The organism is Acidovorax sp. sif1233 (genome assembly GCF_019218755.1).
GTDB lineage: Bacteria > Pseudomonadota > Gammaproteobacteria > Burkholderiales > Burkholderiaceae_C > Acidovorax.
Window position 1 is genome coordinate 414035 of record NZ_JAHUWZ010000004.1, and the last position, 24533, is coordinate 438567.

Sequence of the window (24533 nt, forward strand, 5' to 3'; positions counted from 1 at the left end):
CCTCACTTGGCCCAGAGCATCAGGTGCTCGACCATCGGACCCAAAGCCAGGGCAGGCACGTAGTTGAGAAGCCCCACCAGAAGCACGGTCCCCACGAGAAGAACCACGAACAGCGGCCCATGGGTGGGCATGGTGCCCGCCGTCACCGGCAGGCGCTTCTTCGCGGCCAGCGAACCAGCGATGGCCAGGACGGGCACGATCACTCCAAAGCGGCCAAACCACATTGCCAGCCCCAGCAGTACGTTATAGAACGGCGTATTGGCAGACAGCCCCGCAAACGCGCTGCCGTTGTTGTTGGCGGCGGATGTCAATGCATAGAGGATTTCGGAGAACCCATGGGCGCCAGGGTTGGCAACGCCGGCCTGTCCTGCGCCCGCACTCACGGCAACCGCGGTACCCACGAGCACCAGGATCGGCGTGACCAGAATGGCGACCGATGTGAGCTTCATTTCGCGCACCTCGATCTTCTTGCCCAAATACTCGGGCGTCCGGCCGATCATGAGACCCGCCATGAACACGGCAAGGATGGCGAATACCAGCATGCCATAGAGGCCGGTGCCCACGCCGCCAAACACGACCTCGCCCAGTTGCATGAGAACCAGAGGCACCATGCCTCCCAGAGGCGTGAACGAATCATGCATCGCGTTCACGGCGCCACATGAGGCAGCGGTGGTCACGGCCGCGAAAAGCGCTGACGCGGTGATTCCGAACCGCACTTCCTTGCCCTCCATGTTCCCGCCCGATTGCAGGGTGCTGACGGATTGGTCCACCCCCAGCGCACTCCATTGCGGATTGCCGGCCTGTTCCGCCGCGACAACGGCCACGACGGCCACGACGAACATCACCGTCATCGCCGCCAGGATCGCGACGCCCTGGCGCTGGTCGCCAACAACACGGCCAAATGCGAAGCACAAGGCCGCGGGAATCAGAAAGATCGCCAGCATTTGCACGAAGTTCGTCAAGGCGGTGGGGTTCTCATAGGGATGGGCGGAGTTGGCGTTGAAGAACCCGCCGCCGTTCGTGCCGAGCATCTTGATCGCCTCCTGCGAGGCCACCGGTCCCATGGCCAGCGTCTGGGTCTTGCTGGTCTTGCCCTCCATGACCGGTGCTCCGTCGGCACCTGTCACGGGCTGGCCTGCACCATCCAGCCTGGGCACTTCATAGGCCGTCTGCTCCAGGGTTGCGACCTCCTTGTAGGCGTCAAAATTCTGGATGACGCCCTGCCCGACCAGAACGAGCGCGATCACAAAGGAGGCCGGCACAAGCACCCAAGCCGTGATCCGGGTGACGTCGGTCCAGAAGTTTCCGACATATCCCTGTCCGTCGGTGCGCCGGGCCGCAAAGCCGCGGGCCAACGCGAACGCCACGGCGATACCGGTGGCAGCTGACAAGAAGTTCTGAACGGAAAGGCCAAGCATCTGCGTGAGATAGCTCATCGTGGATTCACCCGCGTAGCCCTGCCAGTTGGTATTGGCAACAAAACTGATGGCAGTGTTGAACGACGAGTCGCCGGATACCGCCCCCATTCCCTGGGGATTGAGCGGCAGCAGGTGCTGCAGGCGCTGCAGGCCATACACCGCCAATGCACCGATGGCATTGAACGCCAACAGTGCCAGCGCATAGCCGTGCCAGTGCATCGACTGATCGGGAGCCACCCCGGCCATCTTGTAGAGCGGTTTTTCGGCCACATGCATCCACCGAGGCAACCGGCCCTCACACAGGGCGGCCAGCCATTTGCCCAACGGCCATGCCAGGACGCCAAGCGCAACCAGAAAGAGCCCGAGCAGGCTCCAGGCAGAGGTTTCCATGTCAGAACTCCTCCGCGCAGATCAGCGCGAACACGAGATAGGCCAGCAAGGCAATGGCCACAAGCGCGCCAAAGCCATAAAGCACTTCGAGGCCGATCATGCGCGCTCACCCTTGGCCGGGCCGAATTTGCCCAGCAAAACCACGGCCTCGGCCATGGCCACCCACAGAGCCGCCAATGCGGCTATCCAGATCATGTCCATCGACAACTCCTGCATCAAAACGTGTGTTTGATTCTCAGGATGTCGCTGTAAAAAGTGTGCACAGACTGGGGAGGTCGCCGTAAAAACGGCGTAAAAATGCGGCCCTTGCGAGGGCCACCGATCTACCGGCGCCTGGCGGCTGGAACCCGCGCCCCGGACGGCTCCGCACCTGTTATCTAGAGCCAGCCCGCCTTGCGAAAGCGATAGTAGAGATAGCAACAGGTGGTGGCGATGAGGGCGATCGCAGCGGCGTATCCGTAGCGCCACTTGAGCTCCGGCATGTGCTCGAAATTCATGCCCCAGATTCCCGCGAACGCCGTGCACACGGCAAACAGACTGGCCCACGCAGCCAGGCGCTTGACGACCTCGCCATCCTCGATGGTGACCATGGACAGATTGACATGGATTGCCGTCCCGATCGTGTCGCGAATGGAGTCGATGGAGGTGTTGATCCGGCCAAGGTGGTCCACCACATCGCGGAAATACTCCTGAGAGCCAGCACAGATTTGTGGCACCCGGCCACCGTGCAGCTTGGCCGCACCTTCCAGCAATGGGGCAACGGCGTGCTTGAGCAGGGTAAGGCGCTGCTTGAGTTCATAGAGCCGCCGGATACTGGTCCGCGCGACACCCTTGGTGAATATCTGTTGCTCGATCGTTTCAAGCTCCACCTCGAGGGCATCGATGATCGGGAAGTAGCGATCGACCACCGCGTCCATCAGCGCATACAGCACAAATCCCGGCCCGCTGCGCAAGAGTTCAGGCTCTCTCTCACAACGCTCCCGCACATCCCAGAAGCCTCGCTCACTGCGGTTGCGCACCGACACCACATAGTTACTGCCCACGAACACATTGAGTTCGCCCAGCCTCGTGACGGTCTCGTGGTCGCCACCCGACTCCAGGAGATGAAGAACCACAAAAAGAGAAGGCCCGTATTCCTCGACTTTGGGCCGCTGATGGCCATGGCGGGCATCTTCCACCGCCAGGGGATGCAGGCCGAACTCCTTTTGCAACTCGTCAAGTTCTTCCGGGGTGGCGTCATGCAATGCCACCCACACGAAGCACCCGGGGAGCGATATGTGCTCACGGATCTCACGGACAGGAATGTCGGCGAGCTTGGTGCCATCCTCATACACGACGCAGTTGATCAACATCACAGCACCTCACGCAACACTGGATGCCGGCGATGTTGCCAGCGCGTCACGGTGTGTGGTTGGCGATTCGTGGCGTCCGTCGGCGCTCGGCAACATTTACGGCTTTGCCCGCATTCTTTACGAACTTTATATGCACGTTTTCCTACGCTTGCACCTTCTTTTGTTTCCGCAGGATTTCCTTCATGGCCTTCTCATGCTCCAAAGTGCTCGCCACTGCGCTCTTCGCCACCCTTCCCGTGCTGGCCAGCGCCCAGCTCACCGGCAACGTCAGCCTGACCACCAACTACAAGTTCCGCGGCCAGGACCAGGACACCTCCAAGGCCAGGGCCGTCAAGCCGGCGCTGCAAGGCGGCTTTGACTATGCCTTTGGTGAATCCGGCTTCTATGTGGGCAACTGGAACTCCAGCGTGGACTGGCTGTCGGGCAACTCGCTCGAATCCGATGTGTACGGGGGCTACAAGTTCAAGGCCGGCGACGCGGACCTGGACCTGGGCGTGCTGACCTACATCTACCCCGGCAACAGCAACGGCAACACCACCGAAGTCTATGGCGCGGCCACGTTCGGCCCCCTGACCGCCCGGTACTCGCACACACTGTCCAAGGACTACTTCGCCTACGCCGGCCCCGGCTTCAAGGGCCGCAACACCGGCTACCTGAACCTGGCGTTCGCGCACGAAGTGGCCCCCAAGATCACGCTGAAGGCGTCCGTGGGTTACACCCGCTTTGGTGGCGACATCACGGCCCCCAACTTCATGGACTACAGCGTGGGCGGTGCCTACGACTTCGGCTCGGGTGTGTCGCTGGGCGCTGCGGTGGCGGGCGCCAGCAAGAAAGAATTCTTCGGCCCCGTCAACAAGTCGCGCGTGATCGTCACGCTCACCAAAGTGCTTTGACTTCCTGAGCGGCATCGCGGCCCAGCGCCTGCCGTTGCCGCGGACGGACAGTACCGGCGAGGACCCACCGCCGCGCCACAAGCGGTCCTCGCCGGTGCTTTCGAAAGTCAGGCCACGCTGAAAGGCGCCATACCTTCGGCGGGCCTGTCCCCAGCATCAGAACGACACGGTCGCAGACACTTTGAAGGTGCGCGGTGCGCCTGGCATCACAAAGCCGTCGCCGAAGATGCCGATCCAGTACTTCTTGTCGGCCACGTTTTCCACGCTGGCGTTGAAGCGCACGGGCATGCTGCCGAACCTGGTGGCGTAGCTGGCATTCAGGTCCAGGCGATTCCAGGAGGGCACGCGCAGCTTGTTGCCCGAATCCGCCCACTGCGAGCTGGTGTGGACCACGCGACCGCCCACCTTCAGACCTTGCACGGGCGTTTGCCAATCCAGGCCGATGCGCGCGCGCAGCTCAGGCGTGCCGTAGGTATCGCGGCCGGTGTTGCGCTGCTCGGATTCGATGTGGGTAACGCCGCCCAGCAGCGACAGGTCCTTGGTCAACATGCCGTACATGCTCCACTCCAGGCCGCGCAGCCGCTGCTCGCCGTCATCGACCATGCGGTTGGCACTGTTGGTGACGAAGGAGGGGCGCTTGATCTCATAGGCGCTGACGGTGTGCGTGAGCGCACCCGCCTGCAGCTTCACGCCCAGTTCGAACTGCTTGGTCTGCTTCGGTGGCAGGGCCTCACCCGTGTTGGCGTAGCCCACTCCAACAATCTGGCCGGGCTCCAGGCCTTCGGTGTAATTGCCAAAGAGCGAGACGGAATCCCCCCAGGGCCGTACCACGGCGGCGAGCATGGGGGAGAAGCGGCTTTCGCTGTATTTTTGCAGCGGCATCTTCACGGTCTGGTAGCGCCCGCCCACTGTCAGCAGCACGGTTTCATGGGCAAAGGCCATGGTGTCGGCGACGGCCAGCGAGCGGTAGTCGTTCACGGTGGTGTAGCCGGTCCACTTGGGCGCTGCGGGAAAGGTGGGCGCCACGGGGTTGTACATGTTGGTGGTGTAGCAGTAGTTGCAGGCGGTGTTGACCGTGCCTTCCTTGTGCTTGAGGACATTGGCCGAAAGCTGCAGGCGGTGCTTGACGCTGCCGGTGTCGAACTTGCCGATCACGCCCGTCTCGGCCGTGCGGCGCTCGGATTCGGTGTGGACGTTGTAGATCGCGCCGCGCGTGGTGCCGTCCGCGCCGGTGACGAAGGCGCGCGTGCCGAACAGCAGGCCGTTGCCCTCGGCCTCGGAGCCACCTATCGCGAAGTACCCTTGCCAGTCGGGCGTGAAGTCGACCTCGGCGCGGGCCAGCGCGCCGCTGTTGTCGTACTGCCCGTGCGTGCCGCGGAACATGTTGGTGTCGCCCTCGGGCGGCGCCAGCAGGCGGCCCACGCCGGGGATCTGGGCGTTGCCCAGAAAGTTGAACATGCCCGGGCTGCCGCCCTCGATCTTGGTGACGCTGCTGTACACGTCCAGCGAGAAGCGCGCGCGGTCGCCCAGGTAGTCCAGCGCCAGAGCCCCCACGCGGCGGGTCTGGTCCTCCTCCTTGGCGCCCATCTCGCCGCTGCCATAGACGCCGTTGAAGCGGATACCCAGGCGCTTTTCATCGCCGAAGCGCTTGCCCACGTCGGCATGGCCCTGCAGGTATGAATGCGTGGCGTAGGTCATCGTCAGGTCGGCGATGGGCTGCGCCAGTGCGCGCTTGGTGACCATGTTGACGGTGCCGGCCACGCTGTTGTTGGGCGGCATGCCCGAGAGCAGCACGTTCGGGCCGCGCAGCACCTCGATGCGTTCGAACATCTCCACCGGCACCGCATTGGCCGGGGCGATGCCGTACAGGCCGTTGGTGGCGATGTCCATCGCGCTCATGTCCAGGCCGCGCAGGTTGAAGTTCTGCAGCAGGTGGTTCTTGTTGGTGATGAAGACGACCGACGAGTCGTTCTCCAGCACGTCCTGCAGCGTGAGGGCCGACCAGTCCTCGGCCAGCTCGCGCGTGTAGGCGTTGACATGCACGGGCGCCTCCAGGATGGACGTGGCGCCCAGGATGCCCAGGCGCGCGCCCGATGCGGCCTTGTGGCCGGGCGCGCGGGTCGGCAGGTCTTCACGTTCGTACTTGCTGCGCACATTGACTTGCTCCAGCGTGGCGGTGGCCGTGCCGCCGTCCGCGGTCTGCCCTGCGACGGAGGCGCTGAAAGCCAGCAGCGCCAGAGCGATGGGAGTAAGCCGGCCGGTGCGGCCAAAGGATGCTTTGTTGGACATTGCTTCTTGCCGTTATTTGATACGAATGAAAATAATTCTCATTATATTTCATGTTGTAACCGACACCCCGCTGGCGACTGAGTACGGTAGGCCTGTTTCTGGAAGTCAAATTGGCCTCCAGCGCTTATGTAGCAAGCGCAGGCAGCTATGAAAATGAAGTGTTGCGCATGCACATCAGGCAGCCACGCCGACCGGATGCACCTTGGCGCGCTGGCGCCAACCCAGCCATCCGAAGAACAGTGCCAGCAGCAGGCAGGTCAGGCCCAGCAGTACCCCGTCCGGACTGGGGTTCAGCACGGCGGCCACGGGTACCAGCGCATTGCAGATCGCCGTGAACCACAACAGGCCGGGCGCAGCGCGTTCCGTGCCGCGCCAGATCGCCCAGGCGATGCAGGCGAGAAACAGCGTGTAGTACACACCCTGGTGGAGCGCGTCGATGTCGCCCACCCTCGGCGCGAACCAGTGCGCCAGGGCAAGCGTCGCGGGTAGCGCCGCAGCGCAGCCCAGGCACACACCCTGCGTGAGCGCGGACACGACACGCACATGGCGCGGCCGCCTCATGGACTGCCCGTCTTGCGGTTTGCGCGCGCGCTGGGTCCGCGTCTCTATCCACAGCAAATTCCCGGTGTAGAACAGCAGCGCACCCGACAGCCCCAGCAGCAGGTACAGGATGCGCACCGTGTCGCCACCATAGCTGCCGAAGTGCAGCGCGAACAGGCTGCTGAGGAGCGCCGTCGACGCATAGCCGCTGGCACCCGGCAGATAGTTGCGATCGTAGATTTCGCCGCTTCCCAGGTTCACGAAAGCCAGGCCGTAGCGCGAGGCGCGCTGGAAGTGCCGTTCATCCACGCCCCCCACCAGCCCCACGGGGCCGCTGGGGAGCATCACGTAGTCCAGGCCCAGGGGCGCAAATCCCGGCGCCTGCTCCTGTACGCGGCGCATGATTTCGCTCGGAGGCAGCCAGTCTGCGCGCGCCACCTGCGGCGGCTTGACACTGTCGCGCGCGACGGTGGCGCGCAGGCCTTCCTGATAGACGAACTTGTCCTGCGCCAGGTAGACCATGTCGTGTAGCCCGAACACGGCGGCGCTCAGTGCGATGACAAGGTGAAACGGCAGGCTGGCCACGCCCAGCAGGTTGTGCACATCCAGCCACATGCGCTTGAGGTTGGATCCCAGGCGCAGATAAAACAAGTCCTTCACCAGCGAAGGCAGCAGCACCACGATGCCTGACACCAGGGCCAGCGCATAGGCCAGAGACACGAGGCCGATCAGCGGCTCGGCCAATTCCAGCGGAATGGGCAGGCCACCCTTGCGATGCAGGTAGTCCACAAAATTGCCGCTGGTGTCGTCCTCGCGCGGCATGGAGTGCATGCGGTGCAATTGACCATCGTTGCCCAGTTGCCACCACACCGCGTCCTGGCCGCGCACCATGTGCGCAAGCGCGGGCTGGGTGTGGTCCGCACTGGGCCAGCGCAAACGCACGCGGCCCGTGAAGTCCGGGTTCGCGTCGAGGAAGACTTTGGCCAGCGCGTCGCCGTCATTGCTGATCGCACGGGATACGGCGGCCGGTGGCTGGGTCCAGCGGGTGATCTCGGCTTCCAGCATCGAGAACGCGCCAGCGTAGAAGGCGACGTACAACACCAGCCCGCAGAGGATGCCAACCCAGGTGTGAACCGCCAGGTAGTCGCGAACGGTCTGCGCCTTCATTGCAATACCTTCCAGGCGGTGAAAGCAGCTGCATTGGCCAGCAGGAAAACTGCCAGGCATTGCCGGCGGCTTCGGGCCAGGAATGCCGCGCACGGCACGGCCGCCCACAGCAGGACCGCCAGCCACATGGCAATTTGGTCGCGTACCGGCACATGGCTTGGCAAGAGCCCGCCGTACATCAGCAGCCAACTGAGCCACAGTGCCAATGGAAAGCCAAGAAGAAAACCCGTCAATCCCTTGAAGAGCAGATGACGGGGCGCTGCGTCGGGATCTTTGCGACGACTCATCGCACAGCTCTTTTGGAAGCGCCACGGCGCCTGGCCTGGCAGTAGCTCAGGCAGGGTATCGCCAGCATGGCCACCCCCAACACGAAGGCGATGGACACGGCCAGCCCCATGCCACTGGCGTGGATGCCACCTACAGCGACCAGCGCCGCCGCCACTCCCAACGCTGCGTACGGCCACCTCTGGTGCGACCCGTCCGCACGGGGAGTGGCGCGCAGAACCAGCCAGCCACACGCAAAGGTCAGAAGAATACCGATCAACATGTATGCAATTGAGAATAAGAATTGCTACCAATGTTAATCGGTCCCCGTGAACGCCCTGAACAGGTGCCACCACAGGGCGCTTTTCGACCCGAAAACCCGTGCCCATGCCGTGTTCATCGCCCCCGCACACAGCTCTGCGAGAGGCCCAGCCACAAGGCTTGATCACCTTCCGCGTGAATGAACCTGGCAGCACACGCCACGCCACCGAATGGAAGGCCGCATGGGGAAGGGGGCCGGTATCGAGCACATCCGGCGGTTGCCCCCGTTTGCTTCAGTGCAAAGGACTTCATCTGCGGCATGGGGGGCGCCGCACTGCCGGGGGCACCGAAGTGCAATACGTCCGTTCACAGGTGGGGCTCGCCGCACGTAGCGCAGGCATGGCCCCCATCGATCAGGCCGTGATCGAGATTGCAAACAATAGTCAATTCTCGGATTTTTGATTTATGGCGAGTTACCGTATGTGACATGAGTATTGGGCAGCTGGAGCAATTTGCCCCAACGTCCTATTTCGCCATGTCACAAAAATCGCTCGCCCCACTGATTGCACGGTTGCCTTTGCATGGGCACCTATGCGGTGCCTTGCTTGACAGCACATGACGGCTTGAAATCGCCGTGCGTGGCGGCCTGAAGAGCTGCGTCGCAGGAAGGCGCACCTGCAGTCCCCGCATCAAACCGCTGATGAGCGAAATGCCGGCGGAAATTTACTCGAGACCGTGCCGAGGGGGGTGGCTCGGCAGTGAGGTCCGCGTCCTGGCGTTCGGATGCTGTCGCACCTGCGCTGCACAGCGTCCAATCGGCGCGCTGTAGCACTTGTCGGCCACGGGTTGGGCCTGGAGGGCTGACCGGGAAACCCCGGAGGCGCCGGTTAGTTATCTGCAGATTGGCTAGTCCATTGGCGTTGGCAAGACCCTGCATCGTTTTCGGCGTATCGAATCTCGACGTGATTTCCGCACTGCCGTAACGCGCTGATTGTCCTTTGTGTGATGCCGCAGGCACTGCGCCCACTTTGGACAGTGGGCTGGATTTTTTCGCTGGGCCCCTCGTTTCATGACGCGGACCCACGATCCGAAAGTTGTTTGTTGTATGTCTGCTCACTGCTTCACCGTTCTGAGCAGCGTTTAAATCCAAAGAGGGAATCGTGTTGAAAAGAACAAATGGTTGGAGAACCATGCATGCCTTGGTTCACAAGTTCCTGCGCGGCGTGGCCGCGATAGGTGTTGGGGGGATGCTTCTGGCAGCGCATCCGGCGCACGCCGAATTCGTCAATGGCGGGTTTGAGGGCGGCACGTTTGGCAGCGAATGGATCAAAACGACTCTGCAGAACAACGGCGTGCCCACAGTTAGTACGCACACCATCAACCCCAAATCCATCAAGGATCTGAATCTTCGGGCCAATGCTGGTGACGCGGGATATGACCCCAATCTCTATACCACCACGGGGACGGCACCAGATGCCACGGACCTGTCCGTGGTGCTGGATGCAGGCGGCGCGGGCGCTCGCAGCCAACAGGATCATCTGCTCACTGGCGCCATCCCCGCTGCCTCCTTGCGCTGGCCCTTTGCTGGCAACAACAGTGCTTTGGTGAATCTGAATCCACTTGGATCCACCCAGGCAACGCGTCATATTGCCAGAAGTGGCAGCCCGACCCTGGGGAACCCGCCCGTGCAGTACACGAGCCATGCTTCCCGTGCCAGCTCCATTCGGCAACGCGCCCAAGTGACGGCTGCCGATGTGGACGCAGACGGCAAGGTACACGTTCGCTTCGCCATGACGCCCGTGCTTGACAACCCAGGATTGATCAAAGTGCTGGGCGGCACCGTGAGTGCTGCTTCCGGCTCCGCCATCGTCACAGGCACGGGGACCAATTTCACGGCCACGGTGAGCCCTGGAAACTATGTGCGTCTTGGCACAAACAATACGGATCGTCAGGTACTTTCCGTTGACAGTGACACGCAAATTACGCTGACCAGCAACGCCATCAACGTGACAAATGGTGCGGTATATGTTTCCAGCGTTTCCGGTGGGCATTTCTCCGAAGAACAGCCCTACTTTGCGGTCGAAGTGCGCAAGATCACGTCGGCCGTGGATTCCACCCCTGTTCCTGTGCCCGGTGCCCCCGCGAGCTCCCCTGGCCAGTTGTTCTTCACCTTCAACTTCTCCAACCAGCCAGGGACCGTGTGGCATGACACCACGAACAACACCCGGAACTACGCCTATTCGGAATTCATCACTTTTGACATAGCCCCCGGCAATGCCAAACTGCAGGTGGGCGACTGGATCGAGCTTGAACTGGTGGCGGCGGGTTGCTCTCCTGGCGGGCACGAAGGCCATGTGCATGTGGACAGCTTTAGCTTCAGGCTCCCCGACGTGTTGTGGGTGAGCGTCTCTGGCCCCGTGTCTGTCAGCAGCGCCAATGGCACTCAGATCACCTACACCTATACCTACACCAACAAGACCAGCGACCCAGTGAGCAACGCCACTGTGACGCCGGTGATGCCGCAAGACAATTCGGCCGTCCCTCAGAACGTGACCTACGTGTCTTCCAGCGGAGGAAACTGCACGCCGGCTTCTGGTGGCGCCACTGCCACACCGCCAACGCCAGGCGGCTCCCTGAGTTGCAACGTGGGTACGTTGGCGCCGGGGCAGTCGGGGTCTTTTACTGTCACCGTAGTTGTTCCCGATGGGGCAATGGGGCCCATCAACAACGGGAACTACACCATCGCGGGTGACGCGGTCGATCCGCTTCCCGGCCCCATGTGGAAAACGGATCTGGTCAGCCCTTCGACGCTCAGCGACATGGACGTGGATGCGGTGACTCTGAACCTGCCACCGACTGCCAATGTAGGCACGCTTTACACCGGCTCGTATACCTGCACCAACAAGGGGGCTGCTGCCGCGGATGTTGCAACATGCGATGCCGCAAACCTGCCCGCAGGCGTGGGCGTCTCGGCATGTACCGTGAGCCCGGCCAATACGCCCTGGACCCAGCCAGGTACCGTGCCTTCCGGAGAGACTGTGACATGTCAAGTTTCTGGAACACCCACCACAACGGGTAGCGTGACCGTGCATGTGACCACCGGGGCCGACAACGATCCGAATACGCTGAACAATGAACGTACCGCCATCATCGCCATCGCTGGTGTTCTACCTACGCCTGACATGGCGATCGACTTGGCAAGTATTCCGCCCTCAGGGACAGTTGGTGTGCCCTACAGCGGTAGCTTCACATGCCAGAACATCGGTGCCGCCACGGCGCTCACCGGCACCATCTGCGCCGTGGGAGGGCTCCCGGCAGGGGTGAACCAAGGGGCCTGCAGCATCAGCACAGGCGGCGCCTGGACCGCCGGAAACGCCGTACCTGCGGGGGCCTTCGTCACCTGTGCGGTGAGCGGCACGCCAACCAGCTCTGGTGGGTTGACCGTGAACGGCTCCACCGGCGCCACGGGCGACATCAATGTCGGCAACAACACAGCATCGAAGCCTGTGTCTATGACGACGGCCCCGGATGTACTGGTGGATGTGAGCGGGTTGCCTGCCACTGCAAGAGTGGGTGTCTCTTACACAGGGAGCTACACCTGCACCAACGCTGGTTCTGCCGATGCGGTGGCCAGCACGAGTTGCTCTGTCGCCGGTCTGCCTCCGGGCCTGTCCACGAGCTCCTGCACGGTCAGCCCTGGGGCCTCGGCATGGGTCGCAGGGAACGCCATTCCCCAAGGCCAGGCGGTGACATGCCAGGTGAGCGGCACCCCCACGACCTTGGGGACGGCTACCGCCAACGGCACAACGGGTGCAGCAGGCGACGGTGATACATCCAACAATACGCAGTCGCGCGTCATCGCCGTAGAAGCCAATGCTCCGGCATCGATTCCCACGCTCTCGGAATGGGGACTTGTCATGCTGTCCAGCTTGATGGTCATGATGGGCCTGATCCGTCGCAAGCGCGCGCTCGTCCCGTAGTAAATGGATTGCGTTAGGCGGTCGTCATGGTGTCCACCAATCGATAACGGTGGACACCATGGACGCGTTCAAGCTGCAATTCCTTTTCAATTGCGAAATATGTCGCCCAACTGCGCGTCCTCACTTCGGTCGGCTGCGCGGACGTCCGCTGTTGCCACGGCAGGCACGGTGCGAAGCCGACAAGCAATGTGCGCAGACCGCATAGGGCCGCGCCAAGCAGTCACACGGGCGCGCTGCCGGTGGATGCCCGTCAGCTGAGGCATATGCGCGTGAACGCAACGCGCGGGCACGCCATCCGGTTGCGTCCATTGCAGCGGCTTTTCATGGTGGCGCTGCCAGGGCCAGATCAAGGCGCAGCGGACAGCAGTTCGCGAGGAGGCTGCCAGCCCGGCAGTTGCTGGATTCGACGCAGCCAGGCACGCACGTGTGGCGGAACATCGAGCCCCACGTCATCCGCCCAGAACAGGTAGCCGCAGAGCGCGCAATCAGCGACCGATAGTTGCTCGTCGAGGATGAATGCGCGTCCGTCGCTCAGCTCGGCCTCAAGCCGCGCTATGTCGCGCAGATAGCGCGCCAGCAGCCATTCCGGTGTGCCGCCGGGATACTCCTGCGGGGCAAACTGGCGGGCAAACCGAACATGTGGCAGCGACAGGCCGAGACGATTGGCTTCCCAGAACAGCCATTCACGCACACGCGCCATGCGCTGCGGGCTCTCGCCACCCAGGCGCTGCAGGCGCTCTGCCAGCAGGCACAGAATGGCGTTGGACTGCACAAAGCTCTCCGCTCCCCACACCAGGAGCGGTACCTCATTGAAACGCGCCAGGCTGCGAAATGGCTCCGGTCGTTGTTCAGGCGACACAAAGATGTCGATATGGACATAGTCATGCTCAACCTGCCCAAACACCAATGCCAGGCGCACCTTGTTGCTATGGCCAGATTCACGGTTGCCGTAGAGGGTGATGCCGGTTGGTGTGAGCGGGGGCGTCATATCGGGTTCCTGGGAGGTATCCATCTGGGAGTCATTCTCTGTAGAGAGCATACGAGACGACCCCGTCATGCCGGATGCGGCATGTGGGCGCCGTCAGGACCACATGATTGGCCGTTCACCGCTCACCACTCATCGCAATTGGCATTGAATGCGAGTCGGCAAAAAGCCGCGCAAGCGCATCGATCAACTCGGGCCCATGGCCCACCGAGCCCCCCGGAGCGGCACCGCAGACGGCTTCCATCACCGTCGTGGTGCCCGCCAGACCGAAGCCGTCGGAAACGGGCCTGCGAGCACCGTGCATGCTGACAGGATGCCGGTTTCCTTGCTGCCTTGCGGAAATGCCGGCCAGGGACCTCCTCAGATCAACTCGGTGCCTGCGGGTCCATCTCAGCCCTTGCGAAGCCGCAGGGCGTTGGTGATCACCGAGGCAGAACTCAGGCTCATCGCCAGGGCCGCGATCATCGGCGACAGCAGCCAGCCGGTGAAGGGATACAGCAGTCCTGCCGCAATCGGTATGCCCAGCGCGTTGTAGAGGAAGGCGAACATGAGATTCTGCTTCATGTTGCCCACCGTCGCCTCGGACAGTTCCCGCGCTGTGGAAATACCCCGCAGATCGCCCTTGACCAAGGTGACCTGTGCGCTGTTCATCGCCACGTCGGTGCCGGTGCCCATCGCGATCCCCACATCCGCCTTGGCAAGGGCGGGCGCGTCGTTGATCCCGTCCCCCGCCATGGCGACAACACGGCCTTCGGCCTGCAGCCGCGACACCAGGGCCAGCTTGTCCGCAGGCTTGACCTCGCCATGGACCTCATCAATCCCCAGCTTGGCCCCCACCGCCTTGGCGGTGGTCATGCCGTCGCCCGTGGCCATGACAATGCGCAGTCCCGCCGCGTGCAAGGTCGCCAGCGCTTCCGGCGTGCTGGCCTTGATGGCATCCGAGACCGCCAGCAGGCCTTGAAGCTGGCCATCGGCCGCCAGGTACATCACGCTGGCGCCTGTGGCGCGCAAGGCCTCTGCCTGCGCAAGCAGCGGATCCGCAGAAACGCCCACCTGCTCCATGAGGACCGTGTTTCCCAGGGCGATCTGGCGCCCGCCGACCCGTCCGCGTACGCCGATGCCCGACCCGGACTCGAAGTCCTCGGGCTTGTCCAGGGCCAGCCCCTTGGCGCGGGCCGCCTGCACAATGGCGTCGGCCAGCGGGTGCTCGCTGCCTTGGTCCAGGCTGGCAGCCAGACGCAACACTTCGTCGTTGGATATGCCGGGCATGGCCACCACACGCTCGAAGGAGGGTTTGCCCTCTGTGAGCGTGCCAGTCTTGTCCACGATCAGCGTGTCCACCTTGCGCAGGTTCTCGATGGCTGCCGCGTCCCTGAACAGCACGCCACGGGTCGCCCCCCGGCCCGTGGCCACCATGATGGACATGGGTGTTGCCAGGCCCAACGCGCAGGGACACGCGATGATCAGCACGGCCACGGCATTGACCAGGCCATAGACCCACCGTGGCTCAGGACCGAACAGGCCCCACGCGAAGAGCGTGAGCAACGCGATACCGACCACGGCCACCACGAAGTACCCCGCCACCTGGTCCGCCATGCGCTGCATGGGGGCCCGTGAGCGCTGTGCCTGGGCCACCATCTGAACGATCTGGGACAGCATGGTGGCGGAGCCGACCCGCTCCGACCGGATCACGAGCGCTCCGTTGGTATTGAGCGTGGCACCGATGACCGCATCCCCGGGCCCTTTGACGATGGGCACCGGCTCGCCAGTGAGCATGGCTTCGTCCACGGCGCTGCTCCCCTCGACGACCACGCCATCCACCGGCACCTTCTCCCCGGGGCGCACGCGCAGCAGGTCACCCACATGGACGTGGGACAGCGGCACGTCGCTCTCCTGGCCGTTGGCGTCGATGCGCCGCGCCGTCTTGGGTGCCAGGCCCAACAGCGATTTGATGGCGGCCGAGGTCTGGGAGCGCGCTTTCAGCTCCAGCATCTGGCCGAGGAGCGTGAGCGAGATGATGACGGCCGCAGCTTCGAAATACACCGCCACGCGCCCCATGGCCTGGAACGAGGCGGGAAACACCCCCGGCGCAACGGTCGCGACCACGCTGTAGACGAAAGCGGCACCGGTGCCCAGGCTGATCAGCGTCCACATATTGGGGCTGCGGTTCACGACCGACTGCGCACCGCGCACGAAGAAGGGCCAGCCCGCCCACAGGACGATGGGTACCGTGAGGACCAGCTCAATCCAGCTCTGAGTCGCCATCTCGAACCACTGCAACCGGTGCCCAAGCATCGCCAGGACAGCGACCACTACTGTGAGAGGCAGCGTCCACCAGAAGCGATGCCGGAAATCCACGAGTTCCGCGTTTTCTCCCTCATCGAGCGTAGGCAGCATGGGCTCCAGTGTCATGCCGCACTTGGGGCAGTTCCCCGGGTGGTCCTGCTGCACCTCCGGGTGCATGGGACAGGTGTAGATCGTGCCGGGTTGCGCCGCTGCGGGCTTGGGCTGAGGGGCACGGTCGCTCCGCGGCGTAGACAGGAATTTTTGCGGCGCTTCCACAAAGCGTGTTTTGCACTTGACGCTGCAAAAGTAGTAGCGATGTCCTTCGTGCTCTGCCGAGTGATGCGACTGGTCCGTCACCTCCATGCCGCAGACTGGATCTTTCAACCCTGTTGATGGCGCAGGTGAATGCCCGTTATGGTCTTCGCGGTGTTGGTGTCCGTGGACCACATGATCGTGCGGTGCTGCAGCTGGCATGGATGGCCTCCCTATCGATGTGTTGAAAGTCTGCCGAGGTTATTTTTTGTCCGATTCTTCTCCAGGCGCTGTGTGGTGGGTTCGTTGTTCATGGCGTTCTCCAAGAAGTCCTCAAGATGGTGCGAGACCTTGTTGGAACGTTAAGGCTTGACACGGTGGGAATGTCAAGCGCCCACAGCGGCCGCCCTTGAGATCCAGTTCATGGTGATCGATGAGGGCTGCAAGACGGTCGTCAGCGCCATGGAGCCTGCCAGGCAAGCCGGTGCGTGAGGCCGCGCCGCACAAGAAGGCCCTGCCACGGTCGGCCACCATCGCGGCACAAGGCGATGGTTCCATGGTCCCACCCGCGGCCCGGTTCAGTGCCCCCCTCGATGTACGTGGACACCTCGCATCCACGTCATGAGATCCAGATGACTGTTCGTCGGCGCGTGGGTCGCTTCAAGGTGTGTTCTGGACGCCTTGGCTCCGCGCCGAGTGGGCTTGACGAAACTGGCGCTGTGGTTGGGCTTCGACGGACTGTCCGCCGCCAAGTTGTCCAGGATTGCGCAATGCGCATGGTCGTCGCCAGCGCACACAGAAACCAACTGCTCCAACGCCGATTTCATCTCGACAATCTCCCGCAGCTTCTCCTCCAGATCCGCCAGATGGCGCTCGGCAATCGCTTTCACCTGCCGACTGGTGCGGTGCGTGTCGCCCCATTGGCCGATCAACTCCGCAATCTGTGGCATGGAGAATCCGAGGCGGCGCGACTGCCGGATGAAACGCAGTACCGAAACTTCGCGCTCACCGTACTTTCGATAGCCAGACTCGCTGCGCTCGGCTTCTGGCAACAATCCTGTTTGCTCGTAGTGGCGGATCATCTTGGCCGATACGCCTGCCGCCTTGGCTGCATCGCCGATGTTCATGAGTGTGGTCATGGATGCTCCTGTGCAATGGAATAACCCGGTAGCCAGGACTTTCCTCCTTGCCACCGTGTCAATGTCAAGTTCCCCGGACGTTCCTTTTTTTGTCCGGACCGAATCAGGCGGGTGGGTATCCGGCCTCGGTCAGTGCCTCGGCCAGTGTCTTGCGGTCTTCCGCGCTTTGCACCGTGACCATCCGCCTGGACATGTCCACCCGCACCTTGCAGTCAGGGTCTGCCATCTGCAGCGTCTGGTTCACCATCCCCGCACAGTGTCCGCAGGTCATGTCGGGAAGTTGGAATTCGTGCATTTTTCACCTCTGGGGAAAAGTTAAGAGGTGCCCAGTCTCCGGTTTGCCACAGGGGCAAGGTCAAGTGGCCGGATGGTGGCCTGTCCAAGACATGCTGACTCGTTTGCGTCTCCCACCGTGTCAACCCTGAAAGTCCGGGCTGTGCCGGATACCGCCGGAGTTGAACACCACTTGGAGATTGCCATGAATACCCCCGTGAATGAAGCGGCCTCGTCCGCCGCCCTGTCGAGCGCACACCTGAATCTCCCGATTCTGGGCATGACCTGCGGCTCCTGCGTTGGGCGGGTTGAAAAGGCACTGAAAGCCGTACCCGGTGTCCGCGAGGTGACCGTGAACATTGCCACGGAGCGCGCCACCGTGGTGGCCGCCGCCACAGTGGCAGTCACTGCTCTGGCTGCGGCCGTGCAAAAGGCGGGATACGCAGTGGCGGAGGAATCCATGGAGTTGTTGATCGGCGGGATGACGTGCGCTTCGTGCGTTGGACGTGTCGAAAAGGCGCTGAAGGCCGTGCCTGGCGTGAAGCATGCCGAAGTCAATCTGGCCACCGAGCGTGCGCAGATTCGTTTCGATGCAGGCTTGCCACCCGAACGTCTGGTAGCCGCCGTTGCAAAGGCGGGCTATGAGGCCCAGATGGTGGATGCGAGCACTCCGGCTGAACCCGCGAATCAGTCTGCGCCTTGGTGGCCGGTCGCGCTGGCGGGGGGCCTGTCCGTTCCTCTGGTGTTGCCCATGGTGGGCATGCTGTTCGGCCAAGACTGGACACTCAACGGCTGGATTCAACTCGCCTTGGCCACGCCAGTGCAGTTCTGGCTGGGAGCGCGGTTTTACCGTGCCGGCTGGAAGGCGCTGCGTGCAGGGGCAGGAAACATGGATCTGCTGGTGGCGCTGGGTACGTCGGCCGGGTACGGCTTGAGCCTGTATCTGTTGTTCAAGCACGCCGAGCACGGCACCCCCCACCTGTATTTTGAAGCCTCCGCAGTCATCGTCACGCTTGTCCTTCTGGGGAAGTGGCTGGAGGCCCGGGCCAAGCGGCAAACCACCGAGGCCATCCGGGCGCTGCATGCGCTGCGCCCGGAGATTGCGCGCGTGCGCACTGATGCCGGTGACATCGATCTACCGCTTTCACGTGTGAAAGTAGGTGATACGGTGGTTGTTCGTCCAGGGGAAAGAGTCCCGGTGGATGGCGCCGTGATCGAAGGCGCCAGCCAGGTGGATGAGTCATTGATCACCGGGGAGAGCCTGCCCGTGGCGAAGCACGTCGGTGACAAGGTGACGGGGGGCGCAGTGAACGCGGAAGGCTTGCTGCTGGTGCGCACCACCGCCATTGGCGCTGAGTCAACCCTGTCGCGCATCGTGCGCATGGTCGAGTCGGCACAGGCCAAGAAGGCGCCCATCCAGCGGATAGTGGATGAAGTGAGTGCGGTCTTTGTGCCCGTGGTGCTCGGCCTTGCTGCCATCACACTGATGGGCTGGGGCTTCGCCACTGGCCACTGGGAGCAGGCGATCCTCAATGCCGTCGCGGTACTTGTCATTGCGTGCCCTTGTGCGCTCGGCTTGGCGACTCCCACCGCGATCATGGCGGGCACCGGTGTAGCAGCACGCCACGGTATTCTGATCAAGGATGCCGAAGCACTTGAAGTTGCCCACCGCATCGACACGGTGGCGTTCGACAAGACCGGCACCCTGACCGAGGGCAAGCCCACCTTGACGGCAGCGATACCCGCCGAAGGCCACCAGGATCAGCTGCTGCCGTTTGCGGCCGCCATTCAGAACGGCAGCGAGCATCCGCTGGCGAAGGCGGTGATGGATGCAGCGCGCATCCAGGGCGTGATCGTGCCTCGGGCCACCGAGGTCACTGCCGTGTCTGGCAGAGGTATGTCTGCTGTCGTCAAAGGACGCCAGATCCGCCTGGGAAGCACGCGTTACATGGATGAGCTAGGCGTCAACACGGCCAGCCTGACGGTGACCGCCGCACAGATGCAGCACGAAGGCCGCACTGTGTCCTGGTTGGCCGACGTGACCGATGCGCCAGAAGTGGTGGGACTCTTGGCGTTTGGAGACACCGTCAAGCCCAGCTCCCAACAGGCCATTGCCCAACTGCACCGCCTGGGCATCCAGACCGTCCTGGTCACCGGGGACAACAAGGGAAGCGCAGGCGCGGTGGCCCGCGCCTTGGGCATCGATCAGGTTCGCGCCGATGTGCTGCCGGAAGGCAAGGCGGATATCGTGGCCCAGCTCAAGGCCGGTGGCAGACAGGTGGCGATGGTGGGTGACGGGATCAACGACGCGCCCGCTCTGGCGGCTGCAAACGTGGGAATTGCCATGTCCACGGGCACGGACGTGGCCATGCATGCGGCGGGGATCACGCTCATGCGCGGAGACCCTGCGCTGATCGCGGATGCCATCGATATCTCCCGGCGTACCTACGCAAAGATCCGTCAGAACCTGTTCTGGGCATTCGCGTACAACGTGGTCGGGATTCCCCTGGCGGCATTGGGACTGCTGAATCCCATGGTGGCCGGAGCTGCCATGGCCCTGAGCAGCGTGAGTGTGGTGACCAACGCTCTCATGCTACGGTCCTGGAAGAAGTGAGGAACGACCACGGCAGAAAAAGAACCGCAGGCGCTGAGCCACCCCACCCTCGGTGCCTGGCCACCAGATATCGATCTGCCCGGAGTTCTCCCAGGCATCGCCCCCTCATGCCGAGGTAGCGCATGGTCGATTCCAGCCTGGAGTGCCCGGCACCGACAAGTGACTACCTATCTCTCGCTCAGTTTAGATATGCGTCGTTTGAGAGCCCAAACGACGAAAGCACAACGATTGAAAACCTGCAGCAAGGCTCTTGAGCATCGTGGGACGCTAGGAGGAGCCCAATTGCACCAGCGCGTTTTGGAGGGCTGTTCTGAACCTCGGGTCCATCACCGCCCCCACGTTATAGCGTGACCATGGCGAGGTCGCGGAGGTGTCAACGCTGAAAATCCTGCCCGGAGCCAACCGGATGTTGTGTGGGCGCAGCGAATCTGCAAGGGTCATCGAATCATCCACCCCGGGCATGGATACCCACAGGTAGAGGGACTGGGCGTTCTTTGCGAAGATGTTCGCTCCTACAGATTCGAACAGCGCGCGCGCACCCTCCGTCGCTTCGCCCAGCCGACTGCGCAACCGGGTCAGGTGTCGTTGATAGTGGCCTTCGCTCAACATGACATCGACGGTCCGTTCGCAATACTCAGAACTGCTCACGTGGATCAGCGCTTTCAGATCGGCAAGGTCACTGGCCAAATCCGCGCCGCAAGCAATGAAGCCCACGCGCAGTGCGGCCGAGAATGATTTTGAGAAGCTGCCGATGTAGATCGTGCGCTCGAGTTGGTCCAGAGAAGCCAGGCGTGGCGACGAGGTCGGCTTGAAGTCCGCAAGCGGATCGTTCTCAACGATCAGCAGGTCGTATTTCTGTGCCAGCTGCAGAACGCGAAATGCCTTTGCCGCGGACAGGTCCGAGCCTGTCGGGTTGTGTGCGAGCGACTGCGTAAAGAAGAGCCTGGGCCGCTGGGTGATCAACAACTGCTCCAGGGCCTCCAGGTCCGGTCCATCGTGCAGGCGTGGCACGCCTAGAACCTCAGCACTGGCCATCTTCAACTTGCCGAACAAAGGGTAGTAGCCAGGGTCATCCACCAGAACCTTGCCGCCGGGCGGCACGAAGTAGCGAATAACGATGTCCATCGCCTCATTGGCACCGTGCGTCAGTACGATCTGCCGCGGTTCGGCGCCGATCCCAAAGTCCGCGAGTTTGCGCACCAAATGCTCACGCAGCGGCGCGTACCCGAAGCGGCTGCCATAGCGGAACAAGGAGCCCAGCCCCGTGCGCACGACTTTCTGGTGGTACTTGTCCAGCCTCACATCCGAAAGCCATTCGACTGGCGGGAAGCCATCGGCGATTGCCAAGGCGCCCGGCTCGTTCTTGAGCTGCTCACGCATCAGCCAGACGATGTCCATGGCTCGCCCCAAGCTTCCCGCCTCGTCATCGGCCGCCCTGGAAGGCGGTTTGTCGACCACGAAGTACCCAGCACCGCGGCGGGGTTCAATCAGCCCACGCGAAACGAGCAATTCAAATGCGGTGACCACCGTGTTCTTGGCGTACTTGTGGAGTTCGGCCATCTCACGCAGCGAGGGCAATTTGTCGCCGACCTTGTAGGCACCGTCGCGGATCTGCCGCTCGATGTCGTCGGCGACCGCGACGGGCAAGGTAACCGATCTGGGGCGACGTGTCTGGGAGCTTCCTTCAACTGTCATTGATCAACTATGACACATCGCCGGTCTTTGCCCGGAAAGCAAACTGTTTGGCAAAACTGTACCTTCACTATTTGGTACGGCGGTTTTAAAGTTTGCCCATACCGTATCCACCACCCAGTAGACACCCAATGGTCGATTCACGACTCCCCAATTTCCGCTCACTCACCCCTGCGCAGCGCCTGGAACATGTCGCACGCATCACCAACCTGTCCGAGGGAGACGTCGCGCTCATCAACCAGCCCGGCGCGCTCAGCGTCGAACGTGCCAACGGCATGGTAGAGAACGTCATCGGAACATTCGAACTTCCGTTCGGCATCGGCGGCAACTTCCAGATCAACGGTCGCGATGTCCTGGTGCCGATGGTGGTCGAAGAGCCGTCCGTCGTGGCCGCGGCCTCGTTCATGGCCAAGCTGGCCCGCGACTGCGGCGGCTTCGAAACCTCCAGCACGGGACCGCTGATGCGTGCCCAGGTGCAGGTCATCGGCATCACCGACCCCTATGGCGCCCGCCTGGCGCTCCTGAAGCACCGTGACGAGATCCTGGAGGTCGCCAACAGCCGCGACAAGGTCCTCATCGGCCTGGGCGGCGGCTGCCGCGACATCGAGATCCACGTGTTCCCCGACACGGCCCGCGGTCCCATGGTCGTCATGCACCTGATCGTCGACGTGCGCGACGCGATGGGTGCCAACACCGTCAACACCATGGCCGAATCGGTTTCGCCCCTGGTCGAGAAGCTCACGGGCGGCACCGTGCGGCTGCGCATCCTGTCCAACCTGGCCGACCTGCGTCTGTCACGCGCCCGCGTGCGGCTCACGCCCGAAACGCTCAGAACCAAAGAGCGCAGCGGCGAAGAGATCATCGAAGGCGTGCTCGATGCCTACACCTTCGCAGCCATCGACCCGTACCGCGCGGCCACGCACAACAAAGGCATCATGAACGGCATAGATCCCGTCATCGTTGCCACCGGCAACGACTGGCGCGCGGTCGAGGCCGGCGCCCATGCCTACGCCTGCCGAAACGGACGCTACACCTCGCTGACGACCTGGGAGAAAGACACCCAGGGCGCGCTGGTCGGCACCATCGAAATGCCCATGCCCGTGGGCCTGGTGGGCGGCGCGACCAAGACACACCCGCTGGCCCGGTTGTCGCTCAAGATCATGGGCGTCAGGTCGGCGCAGGAACTGGGCGAGGTGGCCGTCGCGGTGGGCCTGGCCCAGAACCTCGGAGCGCTGCGCGCCCTGGCCACCGAAGGGATCCAGCGCGGCCATATGGCCCTACACGCACGCAACATCGCGCTGGTCGCAGGGGCAACGGGTGACGAGATCGAAGTCGTTGCCAGGCGCATGGCCGCGGAGCACGACGTACGCACCGACCGGGCGGTCGTCTTGCTTGAAGAGCTGCGCCAAAACTAAGACAGCCGCCATTGCCGGCGGGGCGGCTGATTCCGCCGGCCTCGAAGCCAGCCAGACCGTTCACCCATCTCATAACTTGGAGACTATCGACATGACACAACCTCAGGTCAAGCGCCGCACCGTGCTCGGTTCCCTCGGCGCCACGATGTTGTCAACGTGGGCGTGCCCCACGCTCGCACAGGGTGCTGTGTTCCCCCACCGTCCGATCAAGATCATCGTCCCCTGGGCTGCGGGGGGCGGCGGCGATGTGATCGTGCGCCTCATGGGCACGAGTCTTCAGAAGCGGCTCGGCCAGGCCGTCGTGGTTGACAACCGCCCCGGCGCCGTCGGAACCATCGGTAGCGTCGCGGCAGCGCGCAGCCCGGCCGACGGCTACACGCTCGTCTACGGCGGCATGGAGTCGCACACCATCGCGCCCCATGCGATGAAGAAGGCACCTTACGACCCCAAGAAGGAATTTGTTGCCATTGCGCCGCTGGGCTTCTTCCCTGCGGCCTTGGTGGTGAGCGCTTCACACCCAGCCAAGAACCTGAACCAGTTCCTGCAGATGGCCAAGGATGCCAAGACCCCGATGAGCTTCGGCTCGTGGAGCACCGCCACGTCCGGACACCTCATGATGGAGGCCCTGAAGGTGGCCAAGAGCGTCGATCTCCTGCATGTGCCCTACAACGGCACCGCGCCCCTGCTCAATGCCCAGCTGTCTCAACAGGTCGATTGTTCCATCAACGTCCTGTCGACCGTGGAACCCCACATCCGCAGCGGTACGCTGCGCCTGCTGGCGGTTTCAATGCCCCAACGCCTGCCGGAGTTTCCGGACGTCCCGACCTTGAAGGAAATCGGTCTCAATGTCGAACGGGGACCATGGGTGGGAATTTTCGGCCCGGCCGGAATGCCGGAAGACGTCATCTCGCGCGTGCACGAGGCAGTCGACGCCACCCTCAGGGAGCCAGCCATCGTCGAGCAGACCAAGAAGATGTTCTTCGTCGTCGAGCACATGGATCAGCGCGCGTACCAGAACTTCTATTTCAGCGAGATCGATCGCTGGGGCCAGTACGTCAAGACGGCCAAGGTGGCCATCGAGTGACCGTGTTGGCGTCGCTTGACGGCACGACGCTGACCGGACGGGCGACCTGCATCGCCCGGGCTTCGACCGGGTTGTTGCCCGGTCAGGAGAAAGGGTGTGCGCTCCAGGCCGGCCATGCCCGAAAAACGGGGCGCCTGTCGCTGCAGGCTGCGGCTTGCTGAAGCGCCCCGAGGCCGGTCATTCTCGCGTCTATCGGCGTGCGCCTGGCTTACCACCGGCGCACCAAAAAAAAGCCACGG

Annotated in this window: 16 protein-coding genes; 5 read left to right on the forward strand and 11 right to left on the reverse strand. The window is 63.0% G+C overall.

Annotated features, from left to right (window positions below):
* Nucleotides 1-2 precede the first annotated feature (2 nt).
* The 3 genes from kdpA to KW843_RS16280 all read right to left on the reverse strand — a co-directional run bounded on the left by kdpA (nt 3) and on the right by KW843_RS16280 (nt 3160).
* Nucleotides 3-1808: a potassium-transporting ATPase subunit KdpA gene (kdpA, locus tag KW843_RS16270; RefSeq protein ID WP_218296188.1), complete on the reverse strand. Its 1806-nt coding sequence runs from the start codon at nt 1806-1808 to the stop codon at nt 3-5.
* A gap of 1 nt (nt 1809) precedes the next feature.
* Nucleotides 1810-1908, reverse strand: a complete 99-nt coding sequence (gene kdpF, locus KW843_RS16275; RefSeq protein WP_218296189.1) for a K(+)-transporting ATPase subunit F — start codon at nt 1906-1908, stop codon at nt 1810-1812.
* 277 nt (nt 1909-2185) lie between these two features.
* Nucleotides 2186-3160 carry a magnesium and cobalt transport protein CorA gene (locus tag KW843_RS16280; RefSeq protein ID WP_218296190.1) on the reverse strand — a complete coding sequence of 325 codons (975 nt, stop codon included), beginning with the start codon at nt 3158-3160 and terminating at the stop codon, nt 2186-2188.
* Between the two features lie 182 nt (nt 3161-3342).
* Here KW843_RS16280 and KW843_RS16285 point away from each other — a divergent pair, with 182 nt between their 5' ends.
* Nucleotides 3343-4053 (forward strand): TorF family putative porin, encoded by a 711-nt coding sequence (locus tag KW843_RS16285; protein ID WP_218296191.1) that lies wholly within the window; start codon nt 3343-3345, stop codon nt 4051-4053.
* Between the two features lie 156 nt (nt 4054-4209).
* Here the strand turns inward: KW843_RS16285 and KW843_RS16290 are convergent, their stop codons facing one another.
* From KW843_RS16290 to KW843_RS16300, 3 genes are all read right to left on the reverse strand, one after another.
* Nucleotides 4210-6342 (reverse strand): TonB-dependent siderophore receptor, encoded by a 2133-nt coding sequence (locus KW843_RS16290; protein WP_218296192.1) that lies wholly within the window; start codon nt 6340-6342, stop codon nt 4210-4212.
* A 174-nt stretch (nt 6343-6516) separates the two neighbouring features.
* On the reverse strand, nt 6517-8049 hold the full coding sequence (locus KW843_RS16295) for a PepSY domain-containing protein (RefSeq protein ID WP_218296193.1): 1533 nt from the start codon (nt 8047-8049) through the stop codon (nt 6517-6519).
* On the reverse strand, nt 8046-8336 hold the full coding sequence (locus KW843_RS16300) for a hypothetical protein (protein ID WP_218296194.1): 291 nt from the start codon (nt 8334-8336) through the stop codon (nt 8046-8048). The genes KW843_RS16295 and KW843_RS16300 overlap by 4 nt, the downstream gene beginning before the upstream one ends.
* Nucleotides 8337-9734: 1398 nt before the next feature.
* On the opposite strand from KW843_RS16300, the gene KW843_RS16305 reads away from it, so the two are divergent.
* Nucleotides 9735-12554, forward strand: coding sequence for an IPTL-CTERM sorting domain-containing protein (locus KW843_RS16305; protein ID WP_218296195.1), 2820 nt, complete (start codon nt 9735-9737; stop codon nt 12552-12554).
* A gap of 346 nt (nt 12555-12900) precedes the next feature.
* Here the strand turns inward: KW843_RS16305 and KW843_RS16310 are convergent, their stop codons facing one another.
* From KW843_RS16310 to KW843_RS16325, 4 genes are all read right to left on the reverse strand, one after another.
* Nucleotides 12901-13542, reverse strand: coding sequence for a glutathione S-transferase family protein (locus KW843_RS16310; RefSeq protein ID WP_218296196.1), 642 nt, complete (start codon nt 13540-13542; stop codon nt 12901-12903).
* Between the two features lie 387 nt (nt 13543-13929).
* A complete protein-coding gene (locus KW843_RS16315) occupies nt 13930-16188 on the reverse strand; it encodes a heavy metal translocating P-type ATPase (protein WP_370628512.1) in 2259 nt (752 codons plus the stop codon).
* Between the two features lie 467 nt (nt 16189-16655).
* Entirely contained in the window at nt 16656-17216 is a 561-nt protein-coding gene (gene cueR / locus KW843_RS16320) for a Cu(I)-responsive transcriptional regulator (protein ID WP_370628508.1), read from the reverse strand.
* 103 nt (nt 17217-17319) lie between these two features.
* On the reverse strand, nt 17320-17511 hold the full coding sequence (locus KW843_RS16325) for a heavy-metal-associated domain-containing protein (RefSeq protein WP_218296197.1): 192 nt from the start codon (nt 17509-17511) through the stop codon (nt 17320-17322).
* A gap of 183 nt (nt 17512-17694) precedes the next feature.
* Between KW843_RS16325 and KW843_RS16330 the strand changes: the two genes are divergently transcribed.
* A complete protein-coding gene (locus KW843_RS16330) occupies nt 17695-20103 on the forward strand; it encodes a heavy metal translocating P-type ATPase (RefSeq protein WP_255594776.1) in 2409 nt (802 codons plus the stop codon).
* A gap of 267 nt (nt 20104-20370) precedes the next feature.
* Here the strand turns inward: KW843_RS16330 and KW843_RS16335 are convergent, their stop codons facing one another.
* Nucleotides 20371-21798, reverse strand: coding sequence for a PLP-dependent aminotransferase family protein (locus KW843_RS16335; protein ID WP_218296199.1), 1428 nt, complete (start codon nt 21796-21798; stop codon nt 20371-20373).
* A 128-nt stretch (nt 21799-21926) separates the two neighbouring features.
* Here KW843_RS16335 and KW843_RS16340 point away from each other — a divergent pair, with 128 nt between their 5' ends.
* Nucleotides 21927-23210, forward strand: a complete 1284-nt coding sequence (locus KW843_RS16340) for a hydroxymethylglutaryl-CoA reductase, degradative (RefSeq protein ID WP_218296200.1) — start codon at nt 21927-21929, stop codon at nt 23208-23210.
* 91 nt (nt 23211-23301) lie between these two features.
* A complete protein-coding gene (locus tag KW843_RS16345) occupies nt 23302-24294 on the forward strand; it encodes a tripartite tricarboxylate transporter substrate binding protein (protein WP_218296201.1) in 993 nt (330 codons plus the stop codon).
* Nucleotides 24295-24533 lie beyond the last annotated feature (239 nt).

What these genes read in the sequence shown, in the direction of transcription:
- kdpA (WP_218296188.1), bottom strand. Translation starts at nt 1,808, where the DNA reads ATGGAAACCTCTGCCTGGAGCCTGCTCGGGCTCTTTCTGGTTGCGCTT.
- kdpF (WP_218296189.1), bottom strand. Translation starts at nt 1,908, where the DNA reads ATGATCGGCCTCGAAGTGCTTTATGGCTTTGGCGCGCTTGTGGCCATT.
- KW843_RS16280 (WP_218296190.1), bottom strand. Translation starts at nt 3,160, where the DNA reads ATGTTGATCAACTGCGTCGTGTATGAGGATGGCACCAAGCTCGCCGAC.
- KW843_RS16285 (WP_218296191.1), top strand. Translation starts at nt 3,343, where the DNA reads ATGGCCTTCTCATGCTCCAAAGTGCTCGCCACTGCGCTCTTCGCCACC.
- KW843_RS16290 (WP_218296192.1), bottom strand. Translation starts at nt 6,342, where the DNA reads ATGTCCAACAAAGCATCCTTTGGCCGCACCGGCCGGCTTACTCCCATC.
- KW843_RS16295 (WP_218296193.1), bottom strand. Translation starts at nt 8,049, where the DNA reads ATGAAGGCGCAGACCGTTCGCGACTACCTGGCGGTTCACACCTGGGTT.
- KW843_RS16300 (WP_218296194.1), bottom strand. Translation starts at nt 8,336, where the DNA reads ATGAGTCGTCGCAAAGATCCCGACGCAGCGCCCCGTCATCTGCTCTTC.
- KW843_RS16310 (WP_218296196.1), bottom strand. Translation starts at nt 13,542, where the DNA reads ATGACGCCCCCGCTCACACCAACCGGCATCACCCTCTACGGCAACCGT.
- KW843_RS16315 (WP_370628512.1), bottom strand. Translation starts at nt 16,188, where the DNA reads ATGGAGGTGACGGACCAGTCGCATCACTCGGCAGAGCACGAAGGACAT.
- cueR (WP_370628508.1), bottom strand. Translation starts at nt 17,216, where the DNA reads ATGACCACACTCATGAACATCGGCGATGCAGCCAAGGCGGCAGGCGTA.
- KW843_RS16325 (WP_218296197.1), bottom strand. Translation starts at nt 17,511, where the DNA reads ATGCACGAATTCCAACTTCCCGACATGACCTGCGGACACTGTGCGGGG.
- KW843_RS16330 (WP_255594776.1), top strand. Translation starts at nt 17,695, where the DNA reads ATGAATACCCCCGTGAATGAAGCGGCCTCGTCCGCCGCCCTGTCGAGC.
- KW843_RS16335 (WP_218296199.1), bottom strand. Translation starts at nt 21,798, where the DNA reads ATGACAGTTGAAGGAAGCTCCCAGACACGTCGCCCCAGATCGGTTACC.
- KW843_RS16340 (WP_218296200.1), top strand. Translation starts at nt 21,927, where the DNA reads ATGGTCGATTCACGACTCCCCAATTTCCGCTCACTCACCCCTGCGCAG.
- KW843_RS16345 (WP_218296201.1), top strand. Translation starts at nt 23,302, where the DNA reads ATGACACAACCTCAGGTCAAGCGCCGCACCGTGCTCGGTTCCCTCGGC.